The organism is Parabacteroides sp. AF39-10AC (assembly GCF_003635405.1).
GTDB lineage: Bacteria > Bacteroidota > Bacteroidia > Bacteroidales > Tannerellaceae > Parabacteroides > Parabacteroides distasonis.
Genome location: NZ_QTLP01000015.1, coordinates 66,044 through 89,180 on the forward strand (window position 1 = coordinate 66,044; position 23,137 = coordinate 89,180).

The 23,137-nt window shown below is 45.4% G+C and carries 20 protein-coding genes; 6 read left to right on the plus strand and 14 right to left on the minus strand.

Annotated elements, in window-relative coordinates; all coding sequences use genetic code 11:
- Positions 1–163: 163 nt before the first annotated feature.
- The 4 genes from DW033_RS14510 to DW033_RS14525 form a co-directional block, all read right to left on the minus strand.
- Positions 164–1,768, minus strand: a complete 1,605-nt coding sequence (locus DW033_RS14510) for an InlB B-repeat-containing protein (protein ID WP_229103457.1) — start codon at positions 1,766–1,768, stop codon at positions 164–166.
- A gap of 5 nt (positions 1,769–1,773) precedes the next feature.
- Positions 1,774–5,925 (minus strand): leucine-rich repeat domain-containing protein, encoded by a 4,152-nt coding sequence (locus DW033_RS14515; RefSeq protein ID WP_122382865.1) that lies wholly within the window; start codon positions 5,923–5,925, stop codon positions 1,774–1,776.
- A gap of 642 nt (positions 5,926–6,567) precedes the next feature.
- Complete coding sequence (locus DW033_RS14520) at positions 6,568–7,299, minus strand: DUF3990 domain-containing protein (protein ID WP_005867149.1); 732 nt, start codon at positions 7,297–7,299, stop codon at positions 6,568–6,570.
- Positions 7,293–7,571 (minus strand): DUF3791 domain-containing protein, encoded by a 279-nt coding sequence (locus DW033_RS14525; RefSeq protein WP_005867148.1) that lies wholly within the window; start codon positions 7,569–7,571, stop codon positions 7,293–7,295. Before DW033_RS14525 ends, DW033_RS14520 begins: the two co-directional genes overlap by 7 nt.
- Positions 7,572–7,758: 187 nt before the next feature.
- On the opposite strand from DW033_RS14525, the gene DW033_RS14530 reads away from it, so the two are divergent.
- Entirely contained in the window at positions 7,759–8,064 is a 306-nt protein-coding gene (locus DW033_RS14530) for a DUF3791 domain-containing protein (RefSeq protein WP_005867147.1), read from the plus strand.
- On the opposite strand, the gene DW033_RS14535 is transcribed toward DW033_RS14530, so the two are convergent.
- Both DW033_RS14535 and DW033_RS14540 read right to left on the minus strand, forming a co-directional pair.
- Positions 7,971–10,040 carry an outer membrane beta-barrel protein gene (locus tag DW033_RS14535; protein WP_122382866.1) on the minus strand — a complete coding sequence of 690 codons (2,070 nt, stop codon included), beginning with the start codon at positions 10,038–10,040 and terminating at the stop codon, positions 7,971–7,973. The genes DW033_RS14530 and DW033_RS14535 overlap by 94 nt on opposite strands.
- 125 nt (positions 10,041–10,165) lie before the next feature.
- The gene (locus DW033_RS14540; RefSeq protein ID WP_227154221.1) at positions 10,166–11,854 is read right to left on the minus strand and encodes a LuxR family transcriptional regulator; all 1,689 of its coding nucleotides are present in this window, start codon (positions 11,852–11,854) and stop codon (positions 10,166–10,168) included.
- Positions 11,855–11,971: 117 nt separating this feature from the next.
- Here DW033_RS14540 and DW033_RS14545 point away from each other — a divergent pair, with 117 nt between their 5' ends.
- From DW033_RS14545 to DW033_RS14555, 3 genes are all read left to right on the plus strand, one after another.
- Positions 11,972–13,153 (plus strand): sensor histidine kinase, encoded by a 1,182-nt coding sequence (locus DW033_RS14545; protein ID WP_005867144.1) that lies wholly within the window; start codon positions 11,972–11,974, stop codon positions 13,151–13,153.
- Complete coding sequence (locus DW033_RS14550; RefSeq protein ID WP_122382867.1) at positions 13,150–13,911, plus strand: LytTR family DNA-binding domain-containing protein; 762 nt, start codon at positions 13,150–13,152, stop codon at positions 13,909–13,911. Before DW033_RS14545 ends, DW033_RS14550 begins: the two co-directional genes overlap by 4 nt.
- Before the next feature lie 124 nt (positions 13,912–14,035).
- Positions 14,036–14,473 carry a LytTR family DNA-binding domain-containing protein gene (locus DW033_RS14555; RefSeq protein WP_008773747.1) on the plus strand — a complete coding sequence of 146 codons (438 nt, stop codon included), beginning with the start codon at positions 14,036–14,038 and terminating at the stop codon, positions 14,471–14,473.
- Here DW033_RS14555 and DW033_RS14560 read toward each other — a convergent pair whose 3' ends face one another.
- Positions 14,474–15,679, minus strand: a complete 1,206-nt coding sequence (locus DW033_RS14560; protein ID WP_122382868.1) for a hypothetical protein — start codon at positions 15,677–15,679, stop codon at positions 14,474–14,476. It lies immediately after the preceding gene.
- Positions 15,666–16,982 (minus strand): DUF4270 family protein, encoded by a 1,317-nt coding sequence (locus DW033_RS14565; protein ID WP_036633109.1) that lies wholly within the window; start codon positions 16,980–16,982, stop codon positions 15,666–15,668. The genes DW033_RS14560 and DW033_RS14565 overlap by 14 nt, the downstream gene beginning before the upstream one ends.
- Before the next feature lie 271 nt (positions 16,983–17,253).
- Between DW033_RS14565 and DW033_RS14570 the strand changes: the two genes are divergently transcribed.
- A complete protein-coding gene (locus DW033_RS14570; RefSeq protein WP_122382869.1) occupies positions 17,254–18,255 on the plus strand; it encodes a kelch repeat-containing protein in 1,002 nt (333 codons plus the stop codon).
- Positions 18,242–18,595, plus strand: coding sequence for a DUF4907 domain-containing protein (locus tag DW033_RS14575; RefSeq protein WP_008778715.1), 354 nt, complete (start codon positions 18,242–18,244; stop codon positions 18,593–18,595). Before DW033_RS14570 ends, DW033_RS14575 begins: the two co-directional genes overlap by 14 nt.
- A 62-nt stretch (positions 18,596–18,657) precedes the next feature.
- On the opposite strand, the gene eno is transcribed toward DW033_RS14575, so the two are convergent.
- From eno to rpsM, 6 genes are all read right to left on the minus strand, one after another.
- A complete protein-coding gene (eno, locus tag DW033_RS14580; protein WP_005867129.1) occupies positions 18,658–19,941 on the minus strand; it encodes a phosphopyruvate hydratase in 1,284 nt (427 codons plus the stop codon).
- Between the two features lie 180 nt (positions 19,942–20,121).
- Positions 20,122–20,607: a 50S ribosomal protein L17 gene (gene rplQ, locus DW033_RS14585; protein WP_005867127.1), complete on the minus strand. Its 486-nt coding sequence runs from the start codon at positions 20,605–20,607 to the stop codon at positions 20,122–20,124.
- A 7-nt stretch (positions 20,608–20,614) separates the two neighbouring features.
- A complete protein-coding gene (locus tag DW033_RS14590; RefSeq protein WP_005867125.1) occupies positions 20,615–21,607 on the minus strand; it encodes a DNA-directed RNA polymerase subunit alpha in 993 nt (330 codons plus the stop codon).
- 12 nt (positions 21,608–21,619) lie between these two features.
- Positions 21,620–22,225 carry a 30S ribosomal protein S4 gene (gene rpsD / locus DW033_RS14595; RefSeq protein WP_122382870.1) on the minus strand — a complete coding sequence of 202 codons (606 nt, stop codon included), beginning with the start codon at positions 22,223–22,225 and terminating at the stop codon, positions 21,620–21,622.
- A gap of 123 nt (positions 22,226–22,348) precedes the next feature.
- Complete coding sequence (gene rpsK / locus DW033_RS14600; protein ID WP_005634781.1) at positions 22,349–22,738, minus strand: 30S ribosomal protein S11; 390 nt, start codon at positions 22,736–22,738, stop codon at positions 22,349–22,351.
- Positions 22,739–22,749: 11 nt separating this feature from the next.
- A complete protein-coding gene (gene rpsM, locus DW033_RS14605) occupies positions 22,750–23,130 on the minus strand; it encodes a 30S ribosomal protein S13 (protein WP_005854010.1) in 381 nt (126 codons plus the stop codon).
- Between the last annotated feature and the right edge of the window lie 7 nt (positions 23,131–23,137).

The window sequence follows — 23,137 nt, forward strand, 5'->3', positions numbered from 1 at the left end:
CGAAAAGCCATCCAGCGGAATGCCGGATGGCTTTTTGTTTATCGTTTCTTACAATGCCTATCGTAAGCATCTAACAATGCCCATTCAAAGGAGCTTACGATGGGCATTATAAGAACCTTAGAATGGGCATTGAAAGAATCATATATCCAAATCACGCCACGGACTACCGTCCGGAGGACAATTTACAGACGATACGAGTACCATCCGTTGCCTCGATAACGAGAAGTAAGGGGCTACGTATGGATAAGCGATAGATATCACCTTGTTCCATTTGGCCGTTAGTACCTAATAAGTCCCCCTCGAACGAATAAACCATCAATCTACGGATCGCTTGGCGAGCAGTCACGCAGAGTTGGTTCCCGGAGAAAGCGATCGTGACTAGTTCCTCCCTAGCGATCGTCTCATTGGCCACCGTACCTTTGGTATACACCGCACGAATAGCGGGCAAGACCGCACGTAGGATATTGACATCGAAATCATAATGCAAGGCTTTCGACAATAACTGATCCAGCAAGTACCATCCCATAAAGGTATGGTCTACGATCGGCTCGGCCTTCAAGTTAATGACATCGCCTCGATAGCGAGTCACTTCCGCCCAACCGTTCTCTCCACCCTCTACTTCCAAGTCAACGGGTAATTCCCGAAATTTAGCCTCTAGCTTACCCATATCTTTACCGATCAAGATCTCATGGCTCATCTCCGCTTCCGGGATAAACACGCCATCCAAATACCAACCTTCAAAAGCATAACCCGGTTTTGGCATCGCGATGATCTCGACCGTTTGGCCGGGAATGGCTTCGCCTATCACTTCCACCTCGCCGCCTTTCTCCGTAGATGAAGGATCATCCGGATTCGGCCCGGGTACGATCTCCACCTCATCCACCGGTGCCTCTCTCTTCTTGAAACGAGCCTCGATCGTAGTGGTTCGCTTACTAATAGTCAACGTATAAGAGATGTCGGTAGACAGGCACATACCCGCCTCATCATACCAGCCGATAAAGTCATAGTCTTTCGTAGGCGAGGCGATCACGGTCACCTCATCCCCTAACTCATAGATACCGTTTCCGCTTTGCGATACATAGCCGGCCTCCGGATCGGAAGTGTTTACGTAAAGGCAATACCCGATCTCCGGCTCGATAGGACTTTGCGGCTTCCAGTCGTACACGGCCCGCAGGTACACATGCTTGCCCGGCATGGTGAAGCGATAGGTTGTCTCTTCCGATACATTCTTCCCATCGCTCTCCCAATGGTCGAACACATAATCGGGATAAGCATGGGCGATAAGTGTCACCTCTTTGCCATTCTCATAAATACCTTGGCCACTCTGTTCTACCCATCCGGCCATGGAAGGAGCGACGGTCGTAATCAGATTATAATAACCATCTCCCGGCTCCGATGGATTCTCCTTCGGGTTAAAACGTAGCTTGGCAATCAAGCGAGCGTTTTTCTCCGTAAGGGTGAAGGTATATTCCGAGAGGCCGGACAATTCTTCTCCATCAGCGGACTGCCAAGCCACAAACTCATAATCCGTATGCGGATAGGCCCGTACCGTTACTTCCGTACCCGTATCATAAATGCCGGAGGGATTCGTTTGCTCCAAATAAGCGGATCCGTGGGGATCCGTGGAGAGTAAGAGCGTTAGTTTCCCCGGCTCCGGTGGAGGAGTCGGATTGAACTCATCCTGCGCATAGACTTGCCCGATGGATCCTCCGAGGAAGATCCAAAGAGACAAAGCCATCGTAATATATCGAAACAATCGTTTTCTCATAGCGATTACCATTTAATGGAACAAGTCTGACGCTCGCCCGCTTTTGTCGTCCATGTCATGTAATAAATACCAGACTGAGGTAGGGCCATACGTACCTCACCATCCGTCACTTTACCAGCGAAATGAATACGACCCGCCGCATCGCATACACTCAAAGTTTCCACATCACGCAAGCCGGACACGATCAACAAGCCTTCTCGCACGTTCCAGCGAATCGACGCATCGATTGCCTCAACAGAAGTCACCACATCGCTTCTCAGCTCAAAGCGGTCAGAGAGGGTTCCAGCCTCGGCCTCGAAGGTATAAGCCTCTTGGTTCAGGTCGCATACGGCACCCGTCTGCTTATCCACTAACTGAATACCTTTGCCAATCCTCTCTTTCAATGAGATCGTATAGCTTCCCTTAGCAGGCAGGACACATCCAAGGCGTACCACGCCATCCGCTACCGGACGCTCGTTGATAGCCAATCGATTCCCTTGCGTATCCAAGCTATAGAAAGAGGCGGCCTCCGCATTCGGACTGCCGAACTTGGCAGCATCAAGACCGATCTCATACTCCAGCGAGGCAGCCTCGTTGAATACCACACGGGTACGGTCGCTTGCCTTCTCGCCTGCCAACAGCAGGTTGACAACTTGACGGTTATCCACACTACGTAACGCTGAAGCTGCTTGCGTTTCCCTCGGCAGGGCAGCCACACGGCCCTCCGGATTGAATACTAAGTTGGAAGTCTTCTTTTGTACGAAGAAGGCCGTAAGCGGTGCCAGATAGACATCCTTATCATCCTGCGTATAATACTCGTAGTTATTCAAATCGGGAGACCAAACCGTCACCGTAGCGTCCAATCCATCAGCGAACAATCGCTCCACGCTATAATAGGCGGGATACGGATTCCCCACGAAGTTCCAATTGGCATTCATGGCATTATCCGAAGCGTAGGTATTCAACGGAATCGTCACGCTCGCCCGATTAAAGAGAGCTTTCATATCACCGGTCTTGGTGGTAAATGCATCGGGTAACCCATCGTTACTGTTGAACTGGATGATATATCCCGTATTCGCCTTCAAGGTCTCCGAATCGGAAAGCTGTCGCCACGACTCGCCCACTCCCTTATCGGCACGAGACTTGCCATCGTATTCCCGTACGACAAAGCGAGCGTCGCTGCTTGTCAGCTTGATCTCGGACATCTTCAAGTCGTAGGGAAAGGATACGAAATGCCAATAGTTACTCCTAGCGTTCCAATTGAAGGAGATCGCCTCGGTCTGTATCTCAGCATCCACCAGCAAGGAGGCATCCCGATAGTAAGCAAAGCTCTTCGGTTTCCAAATCTCATTACCCTCAACGGTGAGGCTACCGTGATGCAAAATTACAGCAGGTCCATCCACCTTATTCTGATCATTTACGATGACATTACCACCGTTAACAACCATAAGTCCATCGTCGAAGAAACGAGCCTCCAAGGATCGGTCTACCATACCAACTTGCACCGTCAACTCTTCTTCCTTGGAAACACATTGATCATTCTCATACCAACCAGCAAACAATCGAGGATCATCGGCAGGCATCTCCACCCTCACCGTAATGGATTTACTATCATTTCTTACCATTTGAAGAAGGTCTGATGTATTAGGGAAACTTATACGCACGAATTTACCGACAAATGCTTTGTCCTCCTTACCTGCCTTATAAGTATATATAGTATCATCGGAGACTTTTGTCTCACCATCATACCAGCCAAAGAACAAATTAACATATTTAGCCCAATAATAATCTTCCCAATTTCCATCCTGACAAACCGCCTTCAAAGTCACTATTTCCCCCTCTTCATAGGCACCGCTACCTTCTACCCATCCATAATTTTCATTATTAGAAGTTGACGTAATCAACTGCCCAAACTCCACAATGTTATTTCCGAATGGAGACCAATAGGTGTTTGCTTTATAAGTATCCTTCATGCCTTTCGGGACGTAAACTTTACAGGTGGTCTTATCTACGGATTTAAAAACATCAGCTCCATCCAAACGTACCATCTCTGTAGACTTCAACTTGATAGATGAGACCTTTGCGGAAGCGAAAGCAGAATTGCCTATGGATCGTAAGGTACCGGGGAAAGATAATGTGCCGGTGATCGGACATGCATAGAATGCATTGTTGCCTATATAAGACAAGGACGTATTCAAGAAGTCCACGGAAGTAACACCAGTATTATTAAAAGCGTAACCGTCAATCCGCTCCAATCCATCCGGAAGTTTCAATGAAACGGGTACGCATGAGCTGGAAGAGAAAGTAGAGTAACCGATCGCCTTCAAGTGAGACAATAACGATAAATCAATCTTTTGCAAGCTGTAACAGTCCGAGAACGCAGACTCCCCTATCCTTTCTACAAACTCGGGCATATTCACTTTCCGCAATGCGGATAAACCAGAGAACGCAGAATTACCTATCTCCTTTATCGTATTCGGAAGAATAACATCTTCCAAATAACGCAACCCTCCAAACGCATAATTCGGTAATCGATCCTCTTCCATCGTAGCCTTGCTCAAATCAGCCTTTTGCAACAGCTCTATTTGCTTAATGACCTCGAAGTCACTAGCGTTCATCGGACCGATGATACGCAAATCTAAGATAGTAGCCAATGGAATATTCAGTTCCGTCAATTTCGCACCCAGCGAACCGGCCGCATCCAAGGTCACTACTACAGGATCCGCATCGATCTCTACAATCTTGCTTTCTTTCCAAAAAGCAGCCTCACGATAAGCCTTAGCAAAGCCTTTCGGTACATATACCAACGCATTCTCCAAACCGATCGATTGCGACAAGCCGATCGGCTTCTCAGCCTTCATGATTACTTTCGCTCCTCTTCCCGAGAAAGATCCGTTATAAAAAGCCTCTCCTTTTATAGTCAACACAGATTCCGGGATCGTCAGTTCCATCAATGATTCGTTATAAGGAAACGAACGCTCACCAAGCGTCTTCACCGTAGAAGGAATCGTATAAGCCTCATTCTTCTTTCCCGCCGGATAGAGTAATAAAGTAGCCTTGTCCACCACAAAAAGGACTCCATCGATAGAGGTATAGAAACCGTTATTGATTACGACTTCCTCCAAAGAAGAACACCCTTCAAAAGCAGCTAGATTCAACGTATTCAAGGATACACAATTACTCAGATCTACTTTTTTCAAGCTTTGACAAGAACTAAACGTTCCAGAAGAAATAACTGCGAGCTGTGTGCTTTTACTGAAATCAACGCTAGTGATATTACGACAATTAGAAAAGGCAGATCTACCCAATTGGGTGATTCCAGAAGCAAAAGCGATATCACCAGCCAAGGCACAACCTTCAAAAGCTCTTTCGCCTATATCTTTTAAGGCTGTCAATTGAGAGAAATCGAAACCAGATAATTGATAACACCCATTAAATGCATAAAATTCTATCGTCTCCAATACCGTACAGCCATCCAACGCAACACGTGTCAAATTACGACAGGCATAAAACGCATACCCTTGAATCGTCTTCAATGCCGAGCAACCAGATAACTCCACCGTTTGCAAAGAGGAACACTCGCCAAATACCCAACTCCCCAAACTCGTCAGCTTAACGCATCCCGTCAAATTTACCGTCACTAAATTGCTACAAAACCTAAAAGCAGAAGACCCTATTTCCACTAAATTCACACACGTCGATAAATCCAAGCTCAGCAAACCACTACATTTATAAAAGGCATTATATTCTATCCTCTGCAATTGCGTAGCTTTCGAGAAATCCAAGTCTGTCAAGGTACTACAGTCAGAGAAGGCCTCCCGCTCTATAATTTGAAGTACTCCCGGAAATACCACTTTTCGGAGCGTCAACTTGTTTTGGAAAGAATTAGCTGGGATATAGCGTAAATCTGCCCAAGCGCCACCCATTTTAGGCAACTCCGTCACCCCACTCATATCCAGCACTTGAAGCATACCCATCTGCTCCTTCATCGTCTTAAAGTCCTCCGCTCTCAGTAGCCCATTTACTTTCAAGCTCGTTACCTTGCCCACATCCGCTCCTAGCTCGGATGCCAGCGTATTGGCAGAGGTCAGTGTTACCTCCTTCACCAATTGCGCATATACACTACTACTTATCCCAAGTCCTACGAGAAAAGCAAAAAGAAAGAAAAGTTTTTTCATACTCATTCTATTTGAATTAATAATTGATTTGCCCTACAATCATCAACCGCTCCTTATCATCCACACAAAGAAAAAGCGCGAGGCTTAGCCATTGTCACCCACCTCTAGGTATCCCCATACCCTGCCCGGATAACAAACAGCAGCCCCACGCTTCATTATAAGATGCTCCTCTCGAAGTAACTATAACAAGCATGGGCGTCTGTTGTTATTATTCCCGGGCACGAAATTGGGGATTTCAGAAGTGGGAATAATATCTTTTAACGCCTTTTCCACGAAAACGAACCCGCCGAGCTTCCACTCTAACGGCTCGGTACAAAGTACGGAATTTCCCATGAATCCCGCAAACATCCATGCGAATATTTAGAATTCCTCATCCAATCCATAAGGACAAAAGCCGAAACAAACCAAAACAAATGTTTCTTGAACCCTATGTAAATTTCCGCACTACCTAATATATACTTTATTCAGCGACAGCGAACGTTCGTTCGGCGGCAGTGAATATATATTCGGCGGCAGCGAATGATCGTTCGCCGCCGCCAAACGAAGAATACAAGCTTATCTTTTAGAGAATAAGAAGGTTATAAAGGAAGAATACGAACAAGTGTCCTTTTGTATAGAAGGAACCGCACGCAAGTTAAGACACTAGCCCTGTTTATCTTGCAGCTCTCGTATGATTTCGTCAAGAATGTAGAGATCGCTTTTTAAAAGCAAATCTCCGTTCCGTAATGTTAGGCATTTATAAGTATCACTATTATAAAAAAGGTCTAATGCTTTATCGGTAGAAATACGCAAACGAGACGCAAGCAGTTCGATAACTCCCCTATATTTACCCTGCATAACCGTATCAGCCGCACCAGGGACAACAAGTGGAGCAGATGTTTTAGGTAAAAGAAACGCTTCCGTAAAGCAGAGGCAACGATCTATGATCTCTTGGTTAATTATGCAAATCTGGTTATTAGGCTCTTGATGGATAAGACGAGCCAAGGCCTCCTCGCGTGTATAATCCCCACGCATATAAAGGTCAATCGTACGAATCACACGGTCATCCGCTATACCTCCTTCTATCATGTCATAAGCTGACCACAAATTTCGACCTTGACGACAGGCCACTACAAAGTCTAACCAATCAGCATCATAAGTTTCGAAACATAAATAGCGATATGGCAAGACACGACAGACATCCATATCCAAAGAATAAACATTCAGCCAAGCCTCATCCTTATGACGTACCTCTGCTGTACGAAGTGCCCAACGAACTGCCTGTTCTTTCAAGTCCGTAACATAGAACCCGATTCCAAAATCCAGATTAGGCCGGCAAACCCCAGCCAAAGGCTCCTCTATGCGGCAAGTGGAACCATGATAAACCGTCAACATAGTGTTTTCCCTTTCTCTTCAATACTACGGAAGGGTTTATATCCGTCCGGGAGCCATTGAGGATCACGATAGTAAATATATTCTAAGATGGAGTCTACGATATATGATTTCCCTTGCGTATGCAAGGTATCGTAATAAGAGCGGATATAGCCATTGATCGCTCCTAGTTCCTTCAGTTTATTATATACATCCGAACCATAACGCCCTAATCGTTCCGCGGTACTCTCTATGCAATAAATCATAAATTCCAGTTGCTTCTCCTCTATAGTCATAACCCTATCCTTTTTCTGGTTATAGATAACAAAGTTAGCAAATACTTCTCAGTTATACAAAGACAAATATCATTTTAGTACTACCACTACGGAATCCTCTATTATAGATAATTTCATCCACGGATTTTATCGCATGAGCCGCTTTTTACGTACATTTAAAGCAAATTCATCTAAGCGACATGGAAAAATGGATAAACAAATCGAACTATCGCAAACAGAAATAGAGCTAGCGTTCGCTTCCTTTTGTATAGAAGGAACCGCACGCAAATTGGGGCAGCCTTATCAAGAGGTGTTCGCACGCATGAAACGGGTAGGAATGATAGAGAACTATATCCTACCCAATTATGATATATTGCATACTGAAAGCCGCGAACACGTAATCGACAATATAGATGTAACTTACTTCCGACTATTCAATATACCCGATTCATTATCTGAATTATATAACTTACGATCCACGGATTTGTATTTGCGACCGAAATCTAAGTGGTAAGAGAATCCAATCTCGAAGCCCGGATAAATATCACCAAAACGCTGATCGGTCACATAGGGAGCGATCGCTGAATGGTTCTTACTCCGGTAACGGGCGGATGAGGTAAATTGGGTAGAGAAAGAAGCGCTTAACTGAACCTTCCCGATTCTATAACCGATACCCAACCTATTAAAACGATCGGCCTCACGACTGGTCTCACCCGAAAAACTATAGCTTCTCTTATAAATCAACAGGTTAAAATTAAAGTTCTTCACATCGCTATTCAAAGAGATCACATAGAAGGGATCCGTGTATGTATGCGAATAGCTATTTCCATTCGATTGGAAATGGTTCAAGCCTCCGGAGATATTCATGCGCAGATAATCGCCGAAGGGTGAATAATTCAAATACAGTTCCGGCGTAAAACGATGGAAACTCCGTTGGTTATCGTAGGTACGGATAAAAAGTCCCCGGCTAACGTCATACAGGGTCTCTTCCATGACCATGCGGGGCTGGTATTGGTAAGAGAAAGTAAAGCCGGCCTTGACCTTTGCCGTATTCACATGAAATTCCACGGCGTTGTTATGATATAAGAAAGGGGATAGACCCGGATTACCTCTACGAACCTGTAAGGAATCAATCCATTGCTCCACGTTACTCAACTCAGACAAGGATGGGTTTACATTGCGCAGGGTATACCGATAACGAGCGGATAATACCTCATTGATAGTATAAGTAAGTGTTACCTGCGGGCGGAAATACCACCGATTATAAGAGCCCGAGTTTTCTTGCGATAGATAATTACGGGAGGCGCCCAAACCTACGTTATAAACCAACTTCTTCCAAGTTCCTACGTATTGCGCATACATATACGATTCAGATTCCGTCATATGGGTCGTATAATCACCGGAACCGGAATATACGTTGTCCGTATAAGCCTGCGTATGTTTCAAACCGGCGGAAATACGACCGGTCTCTAGCTCTTTCTCGTAGATACCCTCTCCGATTACCGAATAGCGCTTTCCATCTACTTTCGTATAAATATCTGTCAAAGGAATACTTTCCAGTTCTTCCCGGTAGGTATGACGGCTATCGGTATTCGAATAAGTTCCCACGACATTGACAGCCAATGATTGTTTACGTGGTAATTTCCGGAAATAATACAAGTCGAGCGAGGGACGGGTATTCAAGGATTTATTATTATCGATAAGATCGGTCGTCATCTTGCTCTCGCTATTCCTTAAAAGGGCATTGCTATAGTTATGCGGATAGTCATAATAATAAAAATTCAGCTTAGCGTTCAAGAAATAATCATCATCCTTCGTGTAGTTATAATTCGCCGTCGTAGTCCAATACATCTCATAATCCCTCCCGGGGATTCCTTCCTGTGTTCGCTGGAAGGTACCATCTGGGGTATGAAAGATTTCCGTCCGGTCTTGCCATGCCTCTTTATACCGGTGTCCGTTCGCAAAGCTGGATAAAGAGAATTCCGAACGTCCTCGGTTATACTTACCATATATATAATCTGCCATCCAAAACGTGTTTAATTGATGGCTTAAATCCACGCCGAGATTTCCACCGGAAGTCCGCTTGATCGTTATATAATCCAAGACGATATCGACTCCTTCCCCATATCGCAAGCCGGGGTTATCGTGATATTCCACCCGTTTGATATCCTCCGGCGAGAGGGCTGCGACTTCTAAGGAAGAAGCCAACACGCCATTTATACGCAACTGAACGTTTCCATTCGCCATAGAGATACTTTTCGTATTCGGATCTACCCATAGACGAGGTAAGGACATCCGCCTTGTCAAATCCAAGCCATCCATCGAGCGCCGCACTTGGTCTTTAGAGGGGAATATAAGTTGACGGTCTTTCTTCCTTATAATCGAAGAGGCTTGAATGGTAACCTCATCCAAATCGATCGTTTTCTCCTCTTGTGCGTTTACCAAAAAGGCAACGCAAATCAATCCCACAAATAATACTTGTCTTCTCATAAAATTCAAATTTGATTCGAGACAAATGTAAGGAGGGAAACAGCTAAAATCGATTTATACAGGCAAGAAACTAAAGTGCAAGGCATTATGCATATACACTGATTTACAAAGTATTAGCAAACGACTTAGAGAGAAAAGTTTATATTTGCCGTTTGAGCACTTATATTGCCGATGATATCCTCTTTCTCGTCCATACCCAGCTTATGGCGGATGTCCGTCTTGCGCTGATAGATCGTACGGACGCTTTGTTGGGTGACTACACTGATTTCCTTGGTAGAGAAGCCGGCGCATAGCAAGCAACAAAGCTGGATTTCTTTTTCCAGCAAACGCCCATCAGACAATCGGACCAGATGCGTATGGAAATTATCATAGACCGCATCGATAATCGGATACAGGTCATCCCATACCAAAAGCGTATCTACCGGGACATCCTCATTCGTGATACGAGTCATTTGCTGGAGCAATTCCTTATTTTGTTGCGTGGGAGTAGTCGCCATCAAGCGGATAACACCCAATTGCTGCAACAAGACCTTACGGAAAAAGGCACTATCGGGTTTCTCCTCCTCCGCTACGGATTGCTTGGACTCATTCAAGAGCTGACGCAAGGCTTCCAAACGCTCCTCCATATCAATCAAACGGTTCCTTCGGTTACGGATATATAAGAAAACTCCACCAGCTACCAATATGGAAAGCAAAGAAACGATCACCAAGATAGAGAACGTACGCTGCCGGCTCATCTCCAAGCGAAGATTTTCTCGGCGTAAACGATTTTGATCGACCAATCGTTCCCGCTCAGCCTTCTCCGTTTGGGATTTCACGGTATACAAAGAATCGCAATATTGCCCTAATCGGGAAATATCCACCGGTTTATTTTCCTTTACGCCCAATATAAATTGATAGGCATAATTCAGCGCATGCGAGGCTATATCATCACTGTGACTAAGTTCCAAGCCTAACGTATTCTTCTCGATATACTTCCGGGCAGAATCCAATTCCCCTAGATTGATCCAAGGCATAACATAGGATCCCGGGGTCTCTCGCTCCGGATATCGTTCTTCCAACAAACGTAAATAGCTGATAGAAGCCTTGGGATTAAAATCATACAAGAAATCCGCATAATTACGGGCAAAATGATGGGCATACCATTCGATATTCTTAGCCAAGGCCGAGTCCGCGGCCAAACGAAGATAATAATCCGCCGAGTCCCTCATTCGCAAGCGGCTATAACTCAACCCGGCCATATAATAGGCCATCTCCTTAAATCCAGCTTTTGGCGAGGCTTCCCATTCCTTCGAGTCTGCGATCGTTTCCCGATACAACCCCTCACCAAAGCTCAAGGAAGTCAATCGGTCATAAAAACGTACAAGGTAGGTCGAATCCGAACGGGAATAAGCGGAATCTATCGCCTCTCGGTACAAAGCACGTCTTTGTTCCAACCCCTTCCGGGAATCACCCATATAAATAGCCTTTACGAAATAAGCGGAAAGTAAAGGCTCCGAGGCATGCTCCTTATAATAATCCACTGAGTAGTCGATGAGCGAGTCGTTCACTAAGCTGCGCCCCTGCAAGAGATGAAGCCAAGCGAGCCTCCGTCCATACTCTGCCTTATCGCTATCCGAAAGAGCGGAAAGCGTTATTTGTTCCTCCAGCAGCCAGGCAGCGCTATCTAAGTTATTCTCGTTTACCAACCGGTCCGCCTCCGCAAATTTTTCCCGGACGGATTTACCGCCACAGGAAAGCAACAGGCAGACACTGGCCAGAAATATGTAGACAAACCATTTCGTCATAGCGACAGAGATCCTAATTTCCGGCAAAGGTACATTATTTTCGGAAGCCCGGGCGATTCACCGATATTTTTATCCGTTTCGTCGATTCCTTTTCCCGCTCGGATAAGGAAGCCCTATCTTTGTAAGCAGACAAAGGGTTTATCTATGTTACAATTAAAAAGAAACGACTTATTGATCGGCTTCACGATATCCGTCTTGCTTAGTATTTTCGTGAACTTCGCCCTTCTGATGCGTAAATATGAGTTCGAGACCGGAAACCCGAGCATGGGTATCCAGCCTCCGGATCGCACCATGTATTATTTGCTAATCTGGTTCTTCGTGTTCTCCTTCATCTTATTTATTGTCAACAGCTTGATGTATAAGCTCGGGGACAAGCTTTTCCGCAGGAAAGAGTATAAAAGGGTATTGCTGGTTTGCGTAACTTGTATCAGCATCGCCTACGGCATGTTTCATCTATCGCCGGTTTTGTACACGGCCATTTTCGTAGAATGGCTTGGGGAAGATGGGCCCCAGCCAGCTACCCAGGATATCATGATCCGCATCGACCGGGGCAGGATGGCTACGCAAACCATCAGGTCTGCCGAACGCCGGGGCATACCGGTACCTCCCAAGCCTTTCACGGTCCCTAACTCTTTCATGACGGAGCATCTTTTCGTCTTCCTTACGGTTATGCTAAGTTCCGTACTAATCCGCCTGTTAAGCAGCAAGCAACAAATGAAACTGGAATATGAACAATTGAAGACCGAGAAGTTACAGAATTCCTATAACGCCTTGATGGGACAAATCAACCCACATTTCTTCTTCAACTCCTTAAATGGATTGAACGCCTTGATACAGAGCGGAGAAAAACAACAGACGTTGGCTTATCTGGATGAGCTATCCAACGTCTTCCGGTATATCTTGCAAAGCAACAAGAAAGAGCTGGTTACGCTAGCGGAAGAACTTCAATTCGTAAAGGCGTATACCTATCTGCTGAGCGTGCGCTACGAGGGAAAACTATTCTTCTCCATCCAAGCGGATACCCCTTACTTACTTTGGTATCTGCCGATATTGAGCGTACTCCCCTTGATCGAGAACGCCGTAAAGCACAACGTTATCAGCAAGCAATACCCGCTACAGATCGATATCTATACCACCCATGAGGACAAACTAATCATATCCAATAAAATACATCCTAAGTCGGAAGATAGCAAAGGTAGCGGTATCGGATTGAAGAACCTATGGGGGCGCTACCGGATGCTTACCGGAAAGGACATCCAGATCTCCAACCGCAAGGAATATTTCAAGGTCACGCTTCCTTTACTTAATAAACCCATTCACTCATGAAAGCAGTTATTATAGAAGATGAGACTACCGCCGTTAATAGCTTAAAGGCGATCCTAGCGCAAAATACGGTTACCCCGATCGAAGTGATCGCCGAGCTGGAGAGTATCGAAGAGAGCGTGGAGTTTTTCCGGACATCGCCTCATCCGGATATCATCTTCATGGATATCCATTTAGCGGATGGATCGGCGTTCAAGATATTCGAACAGGTGGAGATAGATGCTCCGGTAGTCTTCACGACCGCTTATGATGAGTATGCGTTACAGGCTTTTCAAGTAAGCAGTATCGATTATTTACTGAAACCTGTCACGCTGGCCTCGCTGGAAAGGGCCTTGAATAAATTACGGCTGTTCGATACCGAGGAAAGGCTGGCGCATATCCGGCAAACGAACCGTACAATCCAGAGTCGCCACACGATCAAGAGCTTATTGATCATGCTGGCCGATAAATTCTATCCGTTACCAGTTGAGGAGATCCTTTATTTCTATACGGCCAACGAGAAAGTTACCGCCTATACCTTCGACGGAAAACAACATCCCGTAGACCGTACCCTCGACGCATTGGGAGAGCAACTGGACGAGAGGCTTTTCTTCCGGGCCAACCGTCAATTCATCATTTCACGCAACGCCATCAAGGATATAGATCTTTGGTTCGGGAGCCGCCTGTCCGTCAACCTCACCTTACCTGTCCCCGAACGTATTATCATTAGCAAAACCAAGACCCCGATCTTCAAGAAATGGATTCTGAGGGAGGAGGAATAATGTCTTTTCACCCCCTCACGTAAGGCGATTCACCGACCCGATTATACCACTAATCGGTGCTTAACCTTTCTTCACCGAACTTTCCTGTTATTTTGCGGTACAACAAATAAAGGTAAAAAACACTATGCTGAAATGTATCACTTTCGACGGAGACACCTCGACCCTGAACACGCTCATGGGATATTTCGAGAAACTGGACAAGGCTTTGGCCGATGTCCACCAAGCGCTGAGCAAGGAGCAAACAGAACGCCCCATCTTCGTCCGGGAAGGCAGCAAGATCATTCGCCTCCGCCGGGAAGAGATCCTTTTCCTCGAGGGGTACGGCGATTATGTAAAGGTACACCGTATCAATGGCAAGCCCCTGCTCACGCAAGTCAGCTTGAAGCGGTTCGAGGAGTTTCTGGACAGGAATCGTTTTTGCCGGGTACATCGCTCTTACATCGTATCCCTCTCCCACATTAATTATATAGAGCGTAAGCGGATACGTATCGGGGAGGAACTGATCCCTATCAGCGACTCGTACCTGCCAGCCTTGATGAATAAACTGTCTCTTCAAGAGTAACTAAAGTTTCACTTGATAAAACTTCTCGCTTAATGTATAGGTCACCGTAAAGCCCATGATATCCCTTCGCAACGCATTCCCTTGCAATTGGAGACGATCGTAATAAAACGCCGTATTGATACGGCCATTCAAGACGGGTAACCCCAAGCCGACGCTTACCCGATACGCCCCGCCGGATTGCCCTTTCAACCGCAGGTAAGGCGTGGAAACGGAAACACCCGCTTTATAAGACATCCGTTTCCAATAACTGCTGGAGCTAAATCCATTCGGGAAATAGCATACGCCCAAGCGTAGCTCATGCGAATCCCGGAACTTTACCCGGCTATCGCCCGAGTTCAATACCCCGTATTGCCGGAACAGATAGTCCAACGCATACGTCCATTTCTTATGCGCCAATGAGCTACCGATACCTATATATTGAGGTAGATATTGTGTCACCCTTTTCTGGTTATAGGGGGTTTCCGTGCTGCTTCCCGTCACCGTCACCGTGTTTTTCAATGAGATCCGTTGCTTATAGCCGTAAATGGCGCCGACCGTTAGAAAGGTTTCCCGGGCGATCGGACGATGATATTGTAAACCGAAATCGGCGTAAAAAGAGCGGCCGGACATCTCCCTTGACACTGTCATCGCACTTTGTATCTCATTCTGCGTCATATTTCCAAAGATAAAATTAAGATTCATACCGACCGATAGATGCTTGGTCAATAAAAATCCCTGAGAAAGGAAAGCCTTGGAAAGCCCGCCTGTCCCCGAAAACATACTGGTTACAAAGGTTCCGGGAGATCCTTCCAACTCTTGCGAGGACTTAAAATAATACCCAACGAAACTATAAGGAGTTACCCCGGCGGACATATACCACCGTCGCATGATACGCCCTCCCAATGAGAAAGCGGAGAAATTTCCGGTGAATGCGCTGCTAGAGCTCCCGTCTGAGCGGTATCGCTCATTCTTCACGAAGTCAGATGCCTCAGCGAACAACTTACAACTATCCAACGCCGTCAATCCGGCAGGATTCTCTATATTCATCAGCATCCCTTCCCGCATGCCGACAGTGACACCCGCCATCGAGGTATTTTGACCATATAAACCGGAAGCCATCTCACCCAGTCCAAACATCGAGTAAGGCGAGGAAGTCATCGTATTCTGCGCGGATGCGCTTGCCGCCATCAAGAGGCAAGGGTAAAGAAGGTATCTAGTAACTTTCATAGACCTTATAAATGAGTTGTAGAGTGACCGGGTTACGTCCTCCCTGATCGTTAAACGTCAAGTTCTTGAACGTACCGGTGTAATCATCACTATTAAAAACCAACTGAAGATTATGCTTATACATGCCAAAGGCACCTAGCTCCTCTTGCATGAATTGAGTCACGTCGAAATAATAATAGGTGTTCTCGTTAAACGTATTGTCTTCCGATAGCGTACCTCGTTGAACCTCGGAACCGAGATAATCGGTCACGGCATCCGTCACTACATTATTCTCATCGGCGATATATAGGTAGAGGCTGTCTGGCAAGGTATTGTAATCCGAATAAGTGCCTTGCTCGGGATAAATCTTAAGTAAAGCGCTCTCGATCTCCACTTGCGTGCCTTGTTGCATCAGATTATTCAAATACGGGAATTCCAGACGGGTATACCAACCCAAGCCTCCGAATAATACGCCCCGGTTACCAAGTTCGGCCGAAGGTATCTCCACTCCTTTCATCGGATATCCTGCCATATCCGTTCCACTACGGTCATGGTCGATATGATTGAACTGGGTATCCGTATTTGGGAAGAACCATAATTCCTTCTCCGTGGAAAGCTCATCGGATAAATGATAATGCAGGACTAAAGCGGCGGAGGAATCGGCTACCGTGAAAGTCAGCAGAGACTCGCTTCCCGCCAAGTCCGGCACGATCGCCACCCCTTTGAAATAATCCTCAAAGCGCTCCTCGGACACCGCTTGATCCTGTGCGTGAAAACGGGACAAGAGGTCTTGCCCTAGCGCATCGGGAAGACGGACTTCCAGTTTCTCCCCCCCCTTCGGCTTCGGTTTAAATGAGCAGACCGCCAAAGCCTCGGGAGCGTAAGAGACACTGCTATTATTATATAAGTACCCGTTATCGTTTAAGACAATCTTCTCCGTTAGCTGATAAATCGAGAGGGTTTGTTGGAGGGTCGTGTCTCCTACAAAGCGACCGTCGAAAGCGAGAGACAGGACTAGCGAGTCCAGTACGACCGTCTCGTCCGGATCAGTCCCATAGCTCGGTCTCTCATAAGCGATAAAGCTATGCGACGAGACGACTCCCCATAATGAATGTTTGTACCGGCCTACCAAAGCGACGTTCTTACCGGATGTCTCCAACGAGTCGATCAATACCGAGGTCACTACGACCGTGCTGGTATCTATACGAACGTTACGGAAAGCGGAGTCCACCAGATCGCTGCCATACGTACCGTTCTCGTCATAACAGGAAAACAGTCCCAGACAGAGCATCAAGCACCCCAAAGCAAAGAATGTTCTAACCATACTTCTTATTTAATAAGCGAATAATCTTTTATCAATCCGATGGCAAAGAACGTATTTAGCGCAAAACCCGGCAAGATAAACCCATGAACCCACCGGTTTCCTCTGTAAACGGCCCGATACTGAAGATGAAACCGATTTCAAAACCATTCGAGGCCCTAACCTATAAATCCCGCTTATTCACCGATAAAAACCGTATGTTTACCGATTTAATTTGTGGGTCTCGTAAAACCCTCGTTCTTTTGCTTCCGTAAAAACAAAACACGTAGTTAGAATGATACACAAAAGGATTCTTGTATTCTTGATCGCTTTTCTTCCTGTCATCATCAGCGCTTGCAGTGATGATGATGACGATGATTTGATCGGTAAGTGGTACCGTGTCTCTGACATGGACGGATTGGCGCGAAATTACGCCTCCTCTTTCACGATCGGTAACAAAGGATATCTGATTTGCGGAAACGACGGAAAAAATCGTTTATCGGATTGTTGGGAATATGATATGGAACGAGATACTTGGACGCAAAAGGCGGACTTTCCCGGAACCACCCGCAATTCGGCCGTAGCTATGGCGGTAGATGAAAAGGGATATCTGGGAACCGGATACGACGGTACCAATTACTTGAATGACTTCTGGGAATTTAACCCGACCACCAATACGTGGGCACAGAAAGCGGATTTCCCCGGCTCGGGCCGATATGGAGCCGTGGCCTTCGGGGTAAACGGTAAAGCGTATATCGGATGCGGATACGACGGGAATTACCTAAAAGACTTTTATGCCTTTAATCCGGCGGCAAATAGCTGGACGCAAACGATCAGTATCGGCGGGACAAAGCGTCAGGGCGCTACCAGCTTCGTGATAAATGGAATCGCTTATGTATGTTGCGGACAAAATAACGGCGAATATGTAGACGATTTCTGGAAATTCGATCCCAGCACGGAATCATGGACCCAACTTAGGGATATATCGGATTCCTCGGACGAGGATTATGACGATGATTATACGATCACACGTACGAACGGGGTTGCTTTCGTGATTGATAGAGCCGCTTATCTGACTTGCGGTGAGAGCGGAAGCCTACGTAGCGACACTTGGAAATATTATCCGGCCACCGATCTATGGGAAAACGTGGCTAAATTCAAGGGAACTGCCCGTACGGCGACAGCATCTTTCTCCTCTGGCGAGAAAGGATTCGTAGTATCCGGCAAAAGTGGTACCACTCAATTTGATGATATTTGGGAACTTCACCCGAATGAATATGACGATGATGAGTACTAAGAAAGGACGGGCTTGGTTCGTACCGGGCCTAGTGGTACTGCCGGTATTACTGTTTTATTTATCTTTTTTCCGGGGTGAAGAAATGGGGTCTTCTCCCGGGCGGCAACTGGAGTTGCAAACGTTTCAATCGGGGGATGGCTGGGGGTACCAGATTAGGATGAACGGAAAGGTGTTGATTTACCAACCCACCATTCCCTCTATTGATACGGTAATTGCGTTCCCGGATAAGGAAAGCGCAGAAAACATAGGCACACTCGTATTAAATAAATTGGCCGGGAACAGGAACTTCTCGGTCTCTAGAGAAGAGATACAACATTCACTCTCTTATTTAGGGCAATAGATTTATAATCATTAAATGTTAGGGGCAGGCCGGCTATCGATTAGTAGGCTTGCCCCGTTTTTTCACTTCTTATAAGTCTTATAACCATAAACAGCTAAGGAACCCAATTCCTCCTCGATACGAAGCAACTGGTTGTATTTCGCCATACGATCGGAGCGGCTCAATGAGCCGGTCTTGATCTGTCCGCTGTTGGTAGCTACGGCGATATCTGCGATCGTAGCGTCCTCTGTCTCACCGGAACGGTGGGAAGTCACGGATGTGTAGCCATTACGGTGGGCCATCTCGATAGCGTCTAATGTCTCGCTCAATGTACCGATCTGATTTACCTTGATCAAGATGGAGTTCGCGCAACCCTTCTCGATACCTTTCTTCAAGAACTCTACGTTTGTAACGAACAGGTCATCACCTACCAACTGGCATTTTCCGCCTAGCGTGGAGGTTAGCATTTGCCAACCGGCCCAGTCATTCTCGTCCATACCATCCTCGATAGAATCAATCGGGTATTTATTCACCAACTCACTCAGATAAGCGACTTGTTGCTGGGCGTTACGCTTAGCGCCTTTCTCACCCTCGAATTTCGTATAATCATACACACCATCGTGATAAAACTCGGAAGCAGCGCAATCCATGGCTATCGTCACATCCTTGCCCGGCTCATATCCAGCGGCTTTGATAGCGGCCATAATAGAATTCAAGGCATCTTCCGTACCATTCAATGCCGGAGCGAAACCGCCCTCATCACCTACAGCCGTGCTCAAGCCACGATCGTGCAATACTTTCTTCAACGCATGGAAAACCTCTGCGCCCATACGAAGCCCCTCACGGAAACTCTTCGCACCTACCGGACGGATCATGAATTCTTGAAAGGCGATCGGAGCGTCGGAGTGAGAACCTCCATTGATAATGTTCATCATAGGAACCGGCAACACATAAGTATTTGTTCCTCCGATATAACGATATAAAGGCAGATCCAGATAATTAGCCGCTGCCTTCGCTACGGCAAGCGATACACCTAACATAGCGTTAGCTCCTAGATTTGATTTTGTCTTTGTACCATCCAAATCCAGCAACTTATGGTCTATCTCTCTTTGATTCAAGGCGCTCATACCTAAAATGGCGGGAGCGATTACCTTATTTACATTATCCACGGCACGAAGAACACCTTTACCACCGTAACGATTTTTATCGCCATCACGTAACTCGATAGCCTCGTTCTCGCCGGTAGAGGCGCCAGAGGGTACAGCCGCACGACCAAATGCGCCGGAAGCCAAATGTACATCTACTTCTACTGTCGGGTTGCCACGTGAATCAAGGATCTCTCTACCTACTACTTTTACAATTTCCATATTACTATATTTGTTTTATTAGTTGTTCAATGATGTCTTACTTTTCTTTTTCACAAATATAACAATAGCCAAGCAAGGAATGTTCCTTATAACTCATCAAATTTATCAATTCGCTAATAAACAAAAAAAGCGATCCGTGTGATACGAATCGCTTTTCTTATATGATTGTAAAAAACTTGCTTATTCAGCTGCTTTTTCCTCGCTAGCTGCTTCAGCTGCAGGAGCCTCAGTAACCGCTGCTGTTGCTTTTTTACGAGAACGTCTTGTTTTAGGAGCTTTCTTAGCGGCTGTATCCTTCAACATATTTTCGTTATAGTCTACTAACTCAATAAAGCACATAGCTGCGTTGTCACCTAAACGGTTACCAGTCTTGATGATTCTGGTATAACCACCCGGACGATCACCGATCTTCTGAGCAATTTCCTTGAACAACTCTGTTACAGCAAATTTGTCTTGCAAATTGCTAAATACCACACGTCTAGAGTGAGTTGTATCCTCCTTAGACTTCGTGATAAGTGGTTCTACATACTTACGTAGCGCTTTTGCCTTTGCTGTCGTAGTAAAGATTCTCTTATGCTTGATCAAAGAACAAGCCATATTCGAAAGCATTGCGTCACGGTGAGTATTTGTACGACCTAAATGATTGAATTTCTTATTATGTCTCATCGTTTACTTACTCTTTATCTAATTTATATTTTGTGATATCCATACCGAATGAAAGGTTCAAGCTCTCAAGCAGTTCATCAAGTTCAGTGAGCGACTTCTTACCGAAGTTACGGAATTTCAACAAATCATTCTTATTGAACTTAACCAACTCACCTAATGTTTCAACATCTGCGGCCTTTAAGCAATTCAATGCACGAACGGAAAGGTCCATATCAGCCAGCTTGCTCTTAAGCAACTGACGCATATGAAGTACTTCTTCATCGAACTCTTCATTGCCTTCAGTATCCGCTGTCTCGATCGCAATCTTTTCATCTGAGAACAACATGAAATGATGAATCAGAATCTTCGCTGCTTCCTTCAACGCTTCCTTCGGATGAATAGAACCATCTGTGGCTATTTCAAGAACCAACTTCTCGTAGTCCGTCTTCTGTTCAACACGGAAGTTCTCGATTGAATATTTTACGTTACGTATCGGAGTGAAGATAGAGTCGATAGCGATCACATGCATATCTGCGTTCGGGTCTCTGTTCTCATCTGCGGGTACATAACCGCGACCTTTATTAATAGTCAATTCAATCTGGAAACTTGCGGTCGGATCCAAGCGGCAAATAACCAAATCTGGATTCAAGATCTCGAATCCAGTCAGTTGCTTACCAATATCACCGGCTTTGAACACTTCCGAACCCGAAACAGTAATACTCACTTTTTCATTCTCGATGTCGTCTACGATATGCTTGAAACGAACTTGCTTCAGATTCAAGATAATGTTTGTTACATCCTCGATAACACCCGGGATTGTACCAAATTCATGGTCAACCCCGTCGATCTTAATGGATGTAATAGCAAAACCTTCAAGTGACGACAGGAGAATACGACGTAAAGCATTACCTATTGTAATACCATAGCCGGGTTCCAACGGACGAAATTCAAACTTTCCGAAGAAATTGTCCGCTTCCAACATTAATACTTTATCGGGTTTTTGAAATGCTAATATCGCCATGGAAATCAATTATTATTTAGAATACAATTCTACGATCAACTGCTCTTTAATGTTTTCAGGAATGTCAGTTCTTTCCGGCAGATGCAGTAATTTTCCGCTCATTGAAGACTGATCCCACTCAATCCAAGGATACTTGCTGTGGTTGAAGCCTGACAATGCGTCGGCAATAACCTCCATGGATTTAGATTTTTCTCTAACACCAATAACCTGACCGGGTTTTACAGAGTAAGAAGGAATGTTTACAACACTTCCGTCTACTGTAATGTGACGATGAGAAACCAACTGACGAGCTGCGGCTCTTGTCGGGGCCATACCCAAACGATAAACCATATTGTCAAGACGGCCTTCTAACAATTGAAGAAGCACCTCACCGGTAATACCTTTAGAGTGTGAAGCTTTTTCGAATAAGTTTCTAAATTGCTTCTCCAATACGCCATAAGTGTATTTTGCTTTTTGCTTCTCACGAAGCTGGATACCGTATTCAGAAGTCTTTCTTTTTCTGGAGTTACCATGTTGTCCAGGAGGATAGTTCTTCTTAGAAAGAACTTTATCCGCACCGAATATTGCCTCACCAAACTTACGGGCAATTCTTGTTCTTGGTCCAGTATATCTTGCCATTTTTTTATTTTTTTAAATGTTCTGTTTGAATCTGGAACCGTGCAGCCGCGATTACAGAGAGGATAAGGTCAATATGCAATCTATTCACAATTCCGGATTCAATGTTTAAGAAACTATAATTAATTATACTCTTCTCTTTTTCGGAGGACGACATCCGTTATGAGGAAGCGGTGTAACATCAACGATTTCTGTTACCTCGATACCTGCGCCATGGATCGTTCTGATAGCGGACTCACGACCGTTACCCGGACCCTTAACGAATACTTTCACCTTTCTTAAACCAAGATCATAAGCTACTTTAGCGCAATCCTGTGCTGCCATCTGAGCTGCATAAGGAGTATTCTTCTTAGAGCTTCTGAATCCCATCTTACCAGCGGAAGACCAGCTGATTACTTGTCCTTCGCTATTCGCTAAAGACACAATAATGTTGTTAAAAGAAGAATGAATATGAGCTTGACCGTAAGCGTCAACTTTTACGTTTCTCTTCTTTGCTGCGACTGTTTTCTTTGCCATATTAACTCTTATTATTTAGTAGCTTTTTTCTTATTTGCAACAGTTTTCTTCTTACCCTTACGAGTACGAGCGTTGTTCTTCGTGCTTTGGCCTCTCAAAGGCAAACCAAGGCGATGACGAACTCCTCTGTAGCAACCAATATCCATCAGACGCTTGATGTTCAACTGAACTTCTGAACGAAGGTCACCTTCAACCTTGTACTCAGCGCCAATGACTTCACGAACCTTTGCGGCTTGATCGTCTGTCCAATCCTTAACTTTGATATCACGATCAACCCCAGCCTTATCTAATACGGATTTTGCAGCGCTACGACCAATACCATAGATATAAGTCAAAGCGATTTCTCCTCTTTTATTTTGTGGCAAGTCTACACCAACTATTCTTATAGCCATATTACTT

Excerpts from the sequence above, each read along its gene's own strand:
- DW033_RS14510 (WP_229103457.1), bottom strand. The coding sequence starts at position 1,768 with ATGAGAAAACGATTGTTTCGATATATTACGATGGCTTTGTCTCTTTGG.
- DW033_RS14515 (WP_122382865.1), bottom strand. The coding sequence starts at position 5,925 with ATGAAAAAACTTTTCTTTCTTTTTGCTTTTCTCGTAGGACTTGGGATA.
- DW033_RS14520 (WP_005867149.1), bottom strand. The coding sequence starts at position 7,299 with ATGTTGACGGTTTATCATGGTTCCACTTGCCGCATAGAGGAGCCTTTG.
- DW033_RS14525 (WP_005867148.1), bottom strand. The coding sequence starts at position 7,571 with ATGACTATAGAGGAGAAGCAACTGGAATTTATGATTTATTGCATAGAG.
- DW033_RS14530 (WP_005867147.1), top strand. The coding sequence starts at position 7,759 with ATGGATAAACAAATCGAACTATCGCAAACAGAAATAGAGCTAGCGTTC.
- DW033_RS14535 (WP_122382866.1), bottom strand. The coding sequence starts at position 10,040 with ATGAGAAGACAAGTATTATTTGTGGGATTGATTTGCGTTGCCTTTTTG.
- DW033_RS14545 (WP_005867144.1), top strand. The coding sequence starts at position 11,972 with ATGTTACAATTAAAAAGAAACGACTTATTGATCGGCTTCACGATATCC.
- DW033_RS14550 (WP_122382867.1), top strand. The coding sequence starts at position 13,150 with ATGAAAGCAGTTATTATAGAAGATGAGACTACCGCCGTTAATAGCTTA.
- DW033_RS14555 (WP_008773747.1), top strand. The coding sequence starts at position 14,036 with ATGCTGAAATGTATCACTTTCGACGGAGACACCTCGACCCTGAACACG.
- DW033_RS14560 (WP_122382868.1), bottom strand. The coding sequence starts at position 15,679 with ATGAAAGTTACTAGATACCTTCTTTACCCTTGCCTCTTGATGGCGGCA.
- DW033_RS14565 (WP_036633109.1), bottom strand. The coding sequence starts at position 16,982 with ATGGTTAGAACATTCTTTGCTTTGGGGTGCTTGATGCTCTGTCTGGGA.
- DW033_RS14570 (WP_122382869.1), top strand. The coding sequence starts at position 17,254 with ATGATACACAAAAGGATTCTTGTATTCTTGATCGCTTTTCTTCCTGTC.
- DW033_RS14575 (WP_008778715.1), top strand. The coding sequence starts at position 18,242 with ATGATGAGTACTAAGAAAGGACGGGCTTGGTTCGTACCGGGCCTAGTG.
- eno (WP_005867129.1), bottom strand. The coding sequence starts at position 19,941 with ATGGAAATTGTAAAAGTAGTAGGTAGAGAGATCCTTGATTCACGTGGC.
- rplQ (WP_005867127.1), bottom strand. The coding sequence starts at position 20,607 with ATGAGACATAATAAGAAATTCAATCATTTAGGTCGTACAAATACTCAC.
- DW033_RS14590 (WP_005867125.1), bottom strand. The coding sequence starts at position 21,607 with ATGGCGATATTAGCATTTCAAAAACCCGATAAAGTATTAATGTTGGAA.
- rpsD (WP_122382870.1), bottom strand. The coding sequence starts at position 22,225 with ATGGCAAGATATACTGGACCAAGAACAAGAATTGCCCGTAAGTTTGGT.
- rpsK (WP_005634781.1), bottom strand. The coding sequence starts at position 22,738 with ATGGCAAAGAAAACAGTCGCAGCAAAGAAGAGAAACGTAAAAGTTGAC.
- rpsM (WP_005854010.1), bottom strand. The coding sequence starts at position 23,130 with ATGGCTATAAGAATAGTTGGTGTAGACTTGCCACAAAATAAAAGAGGA.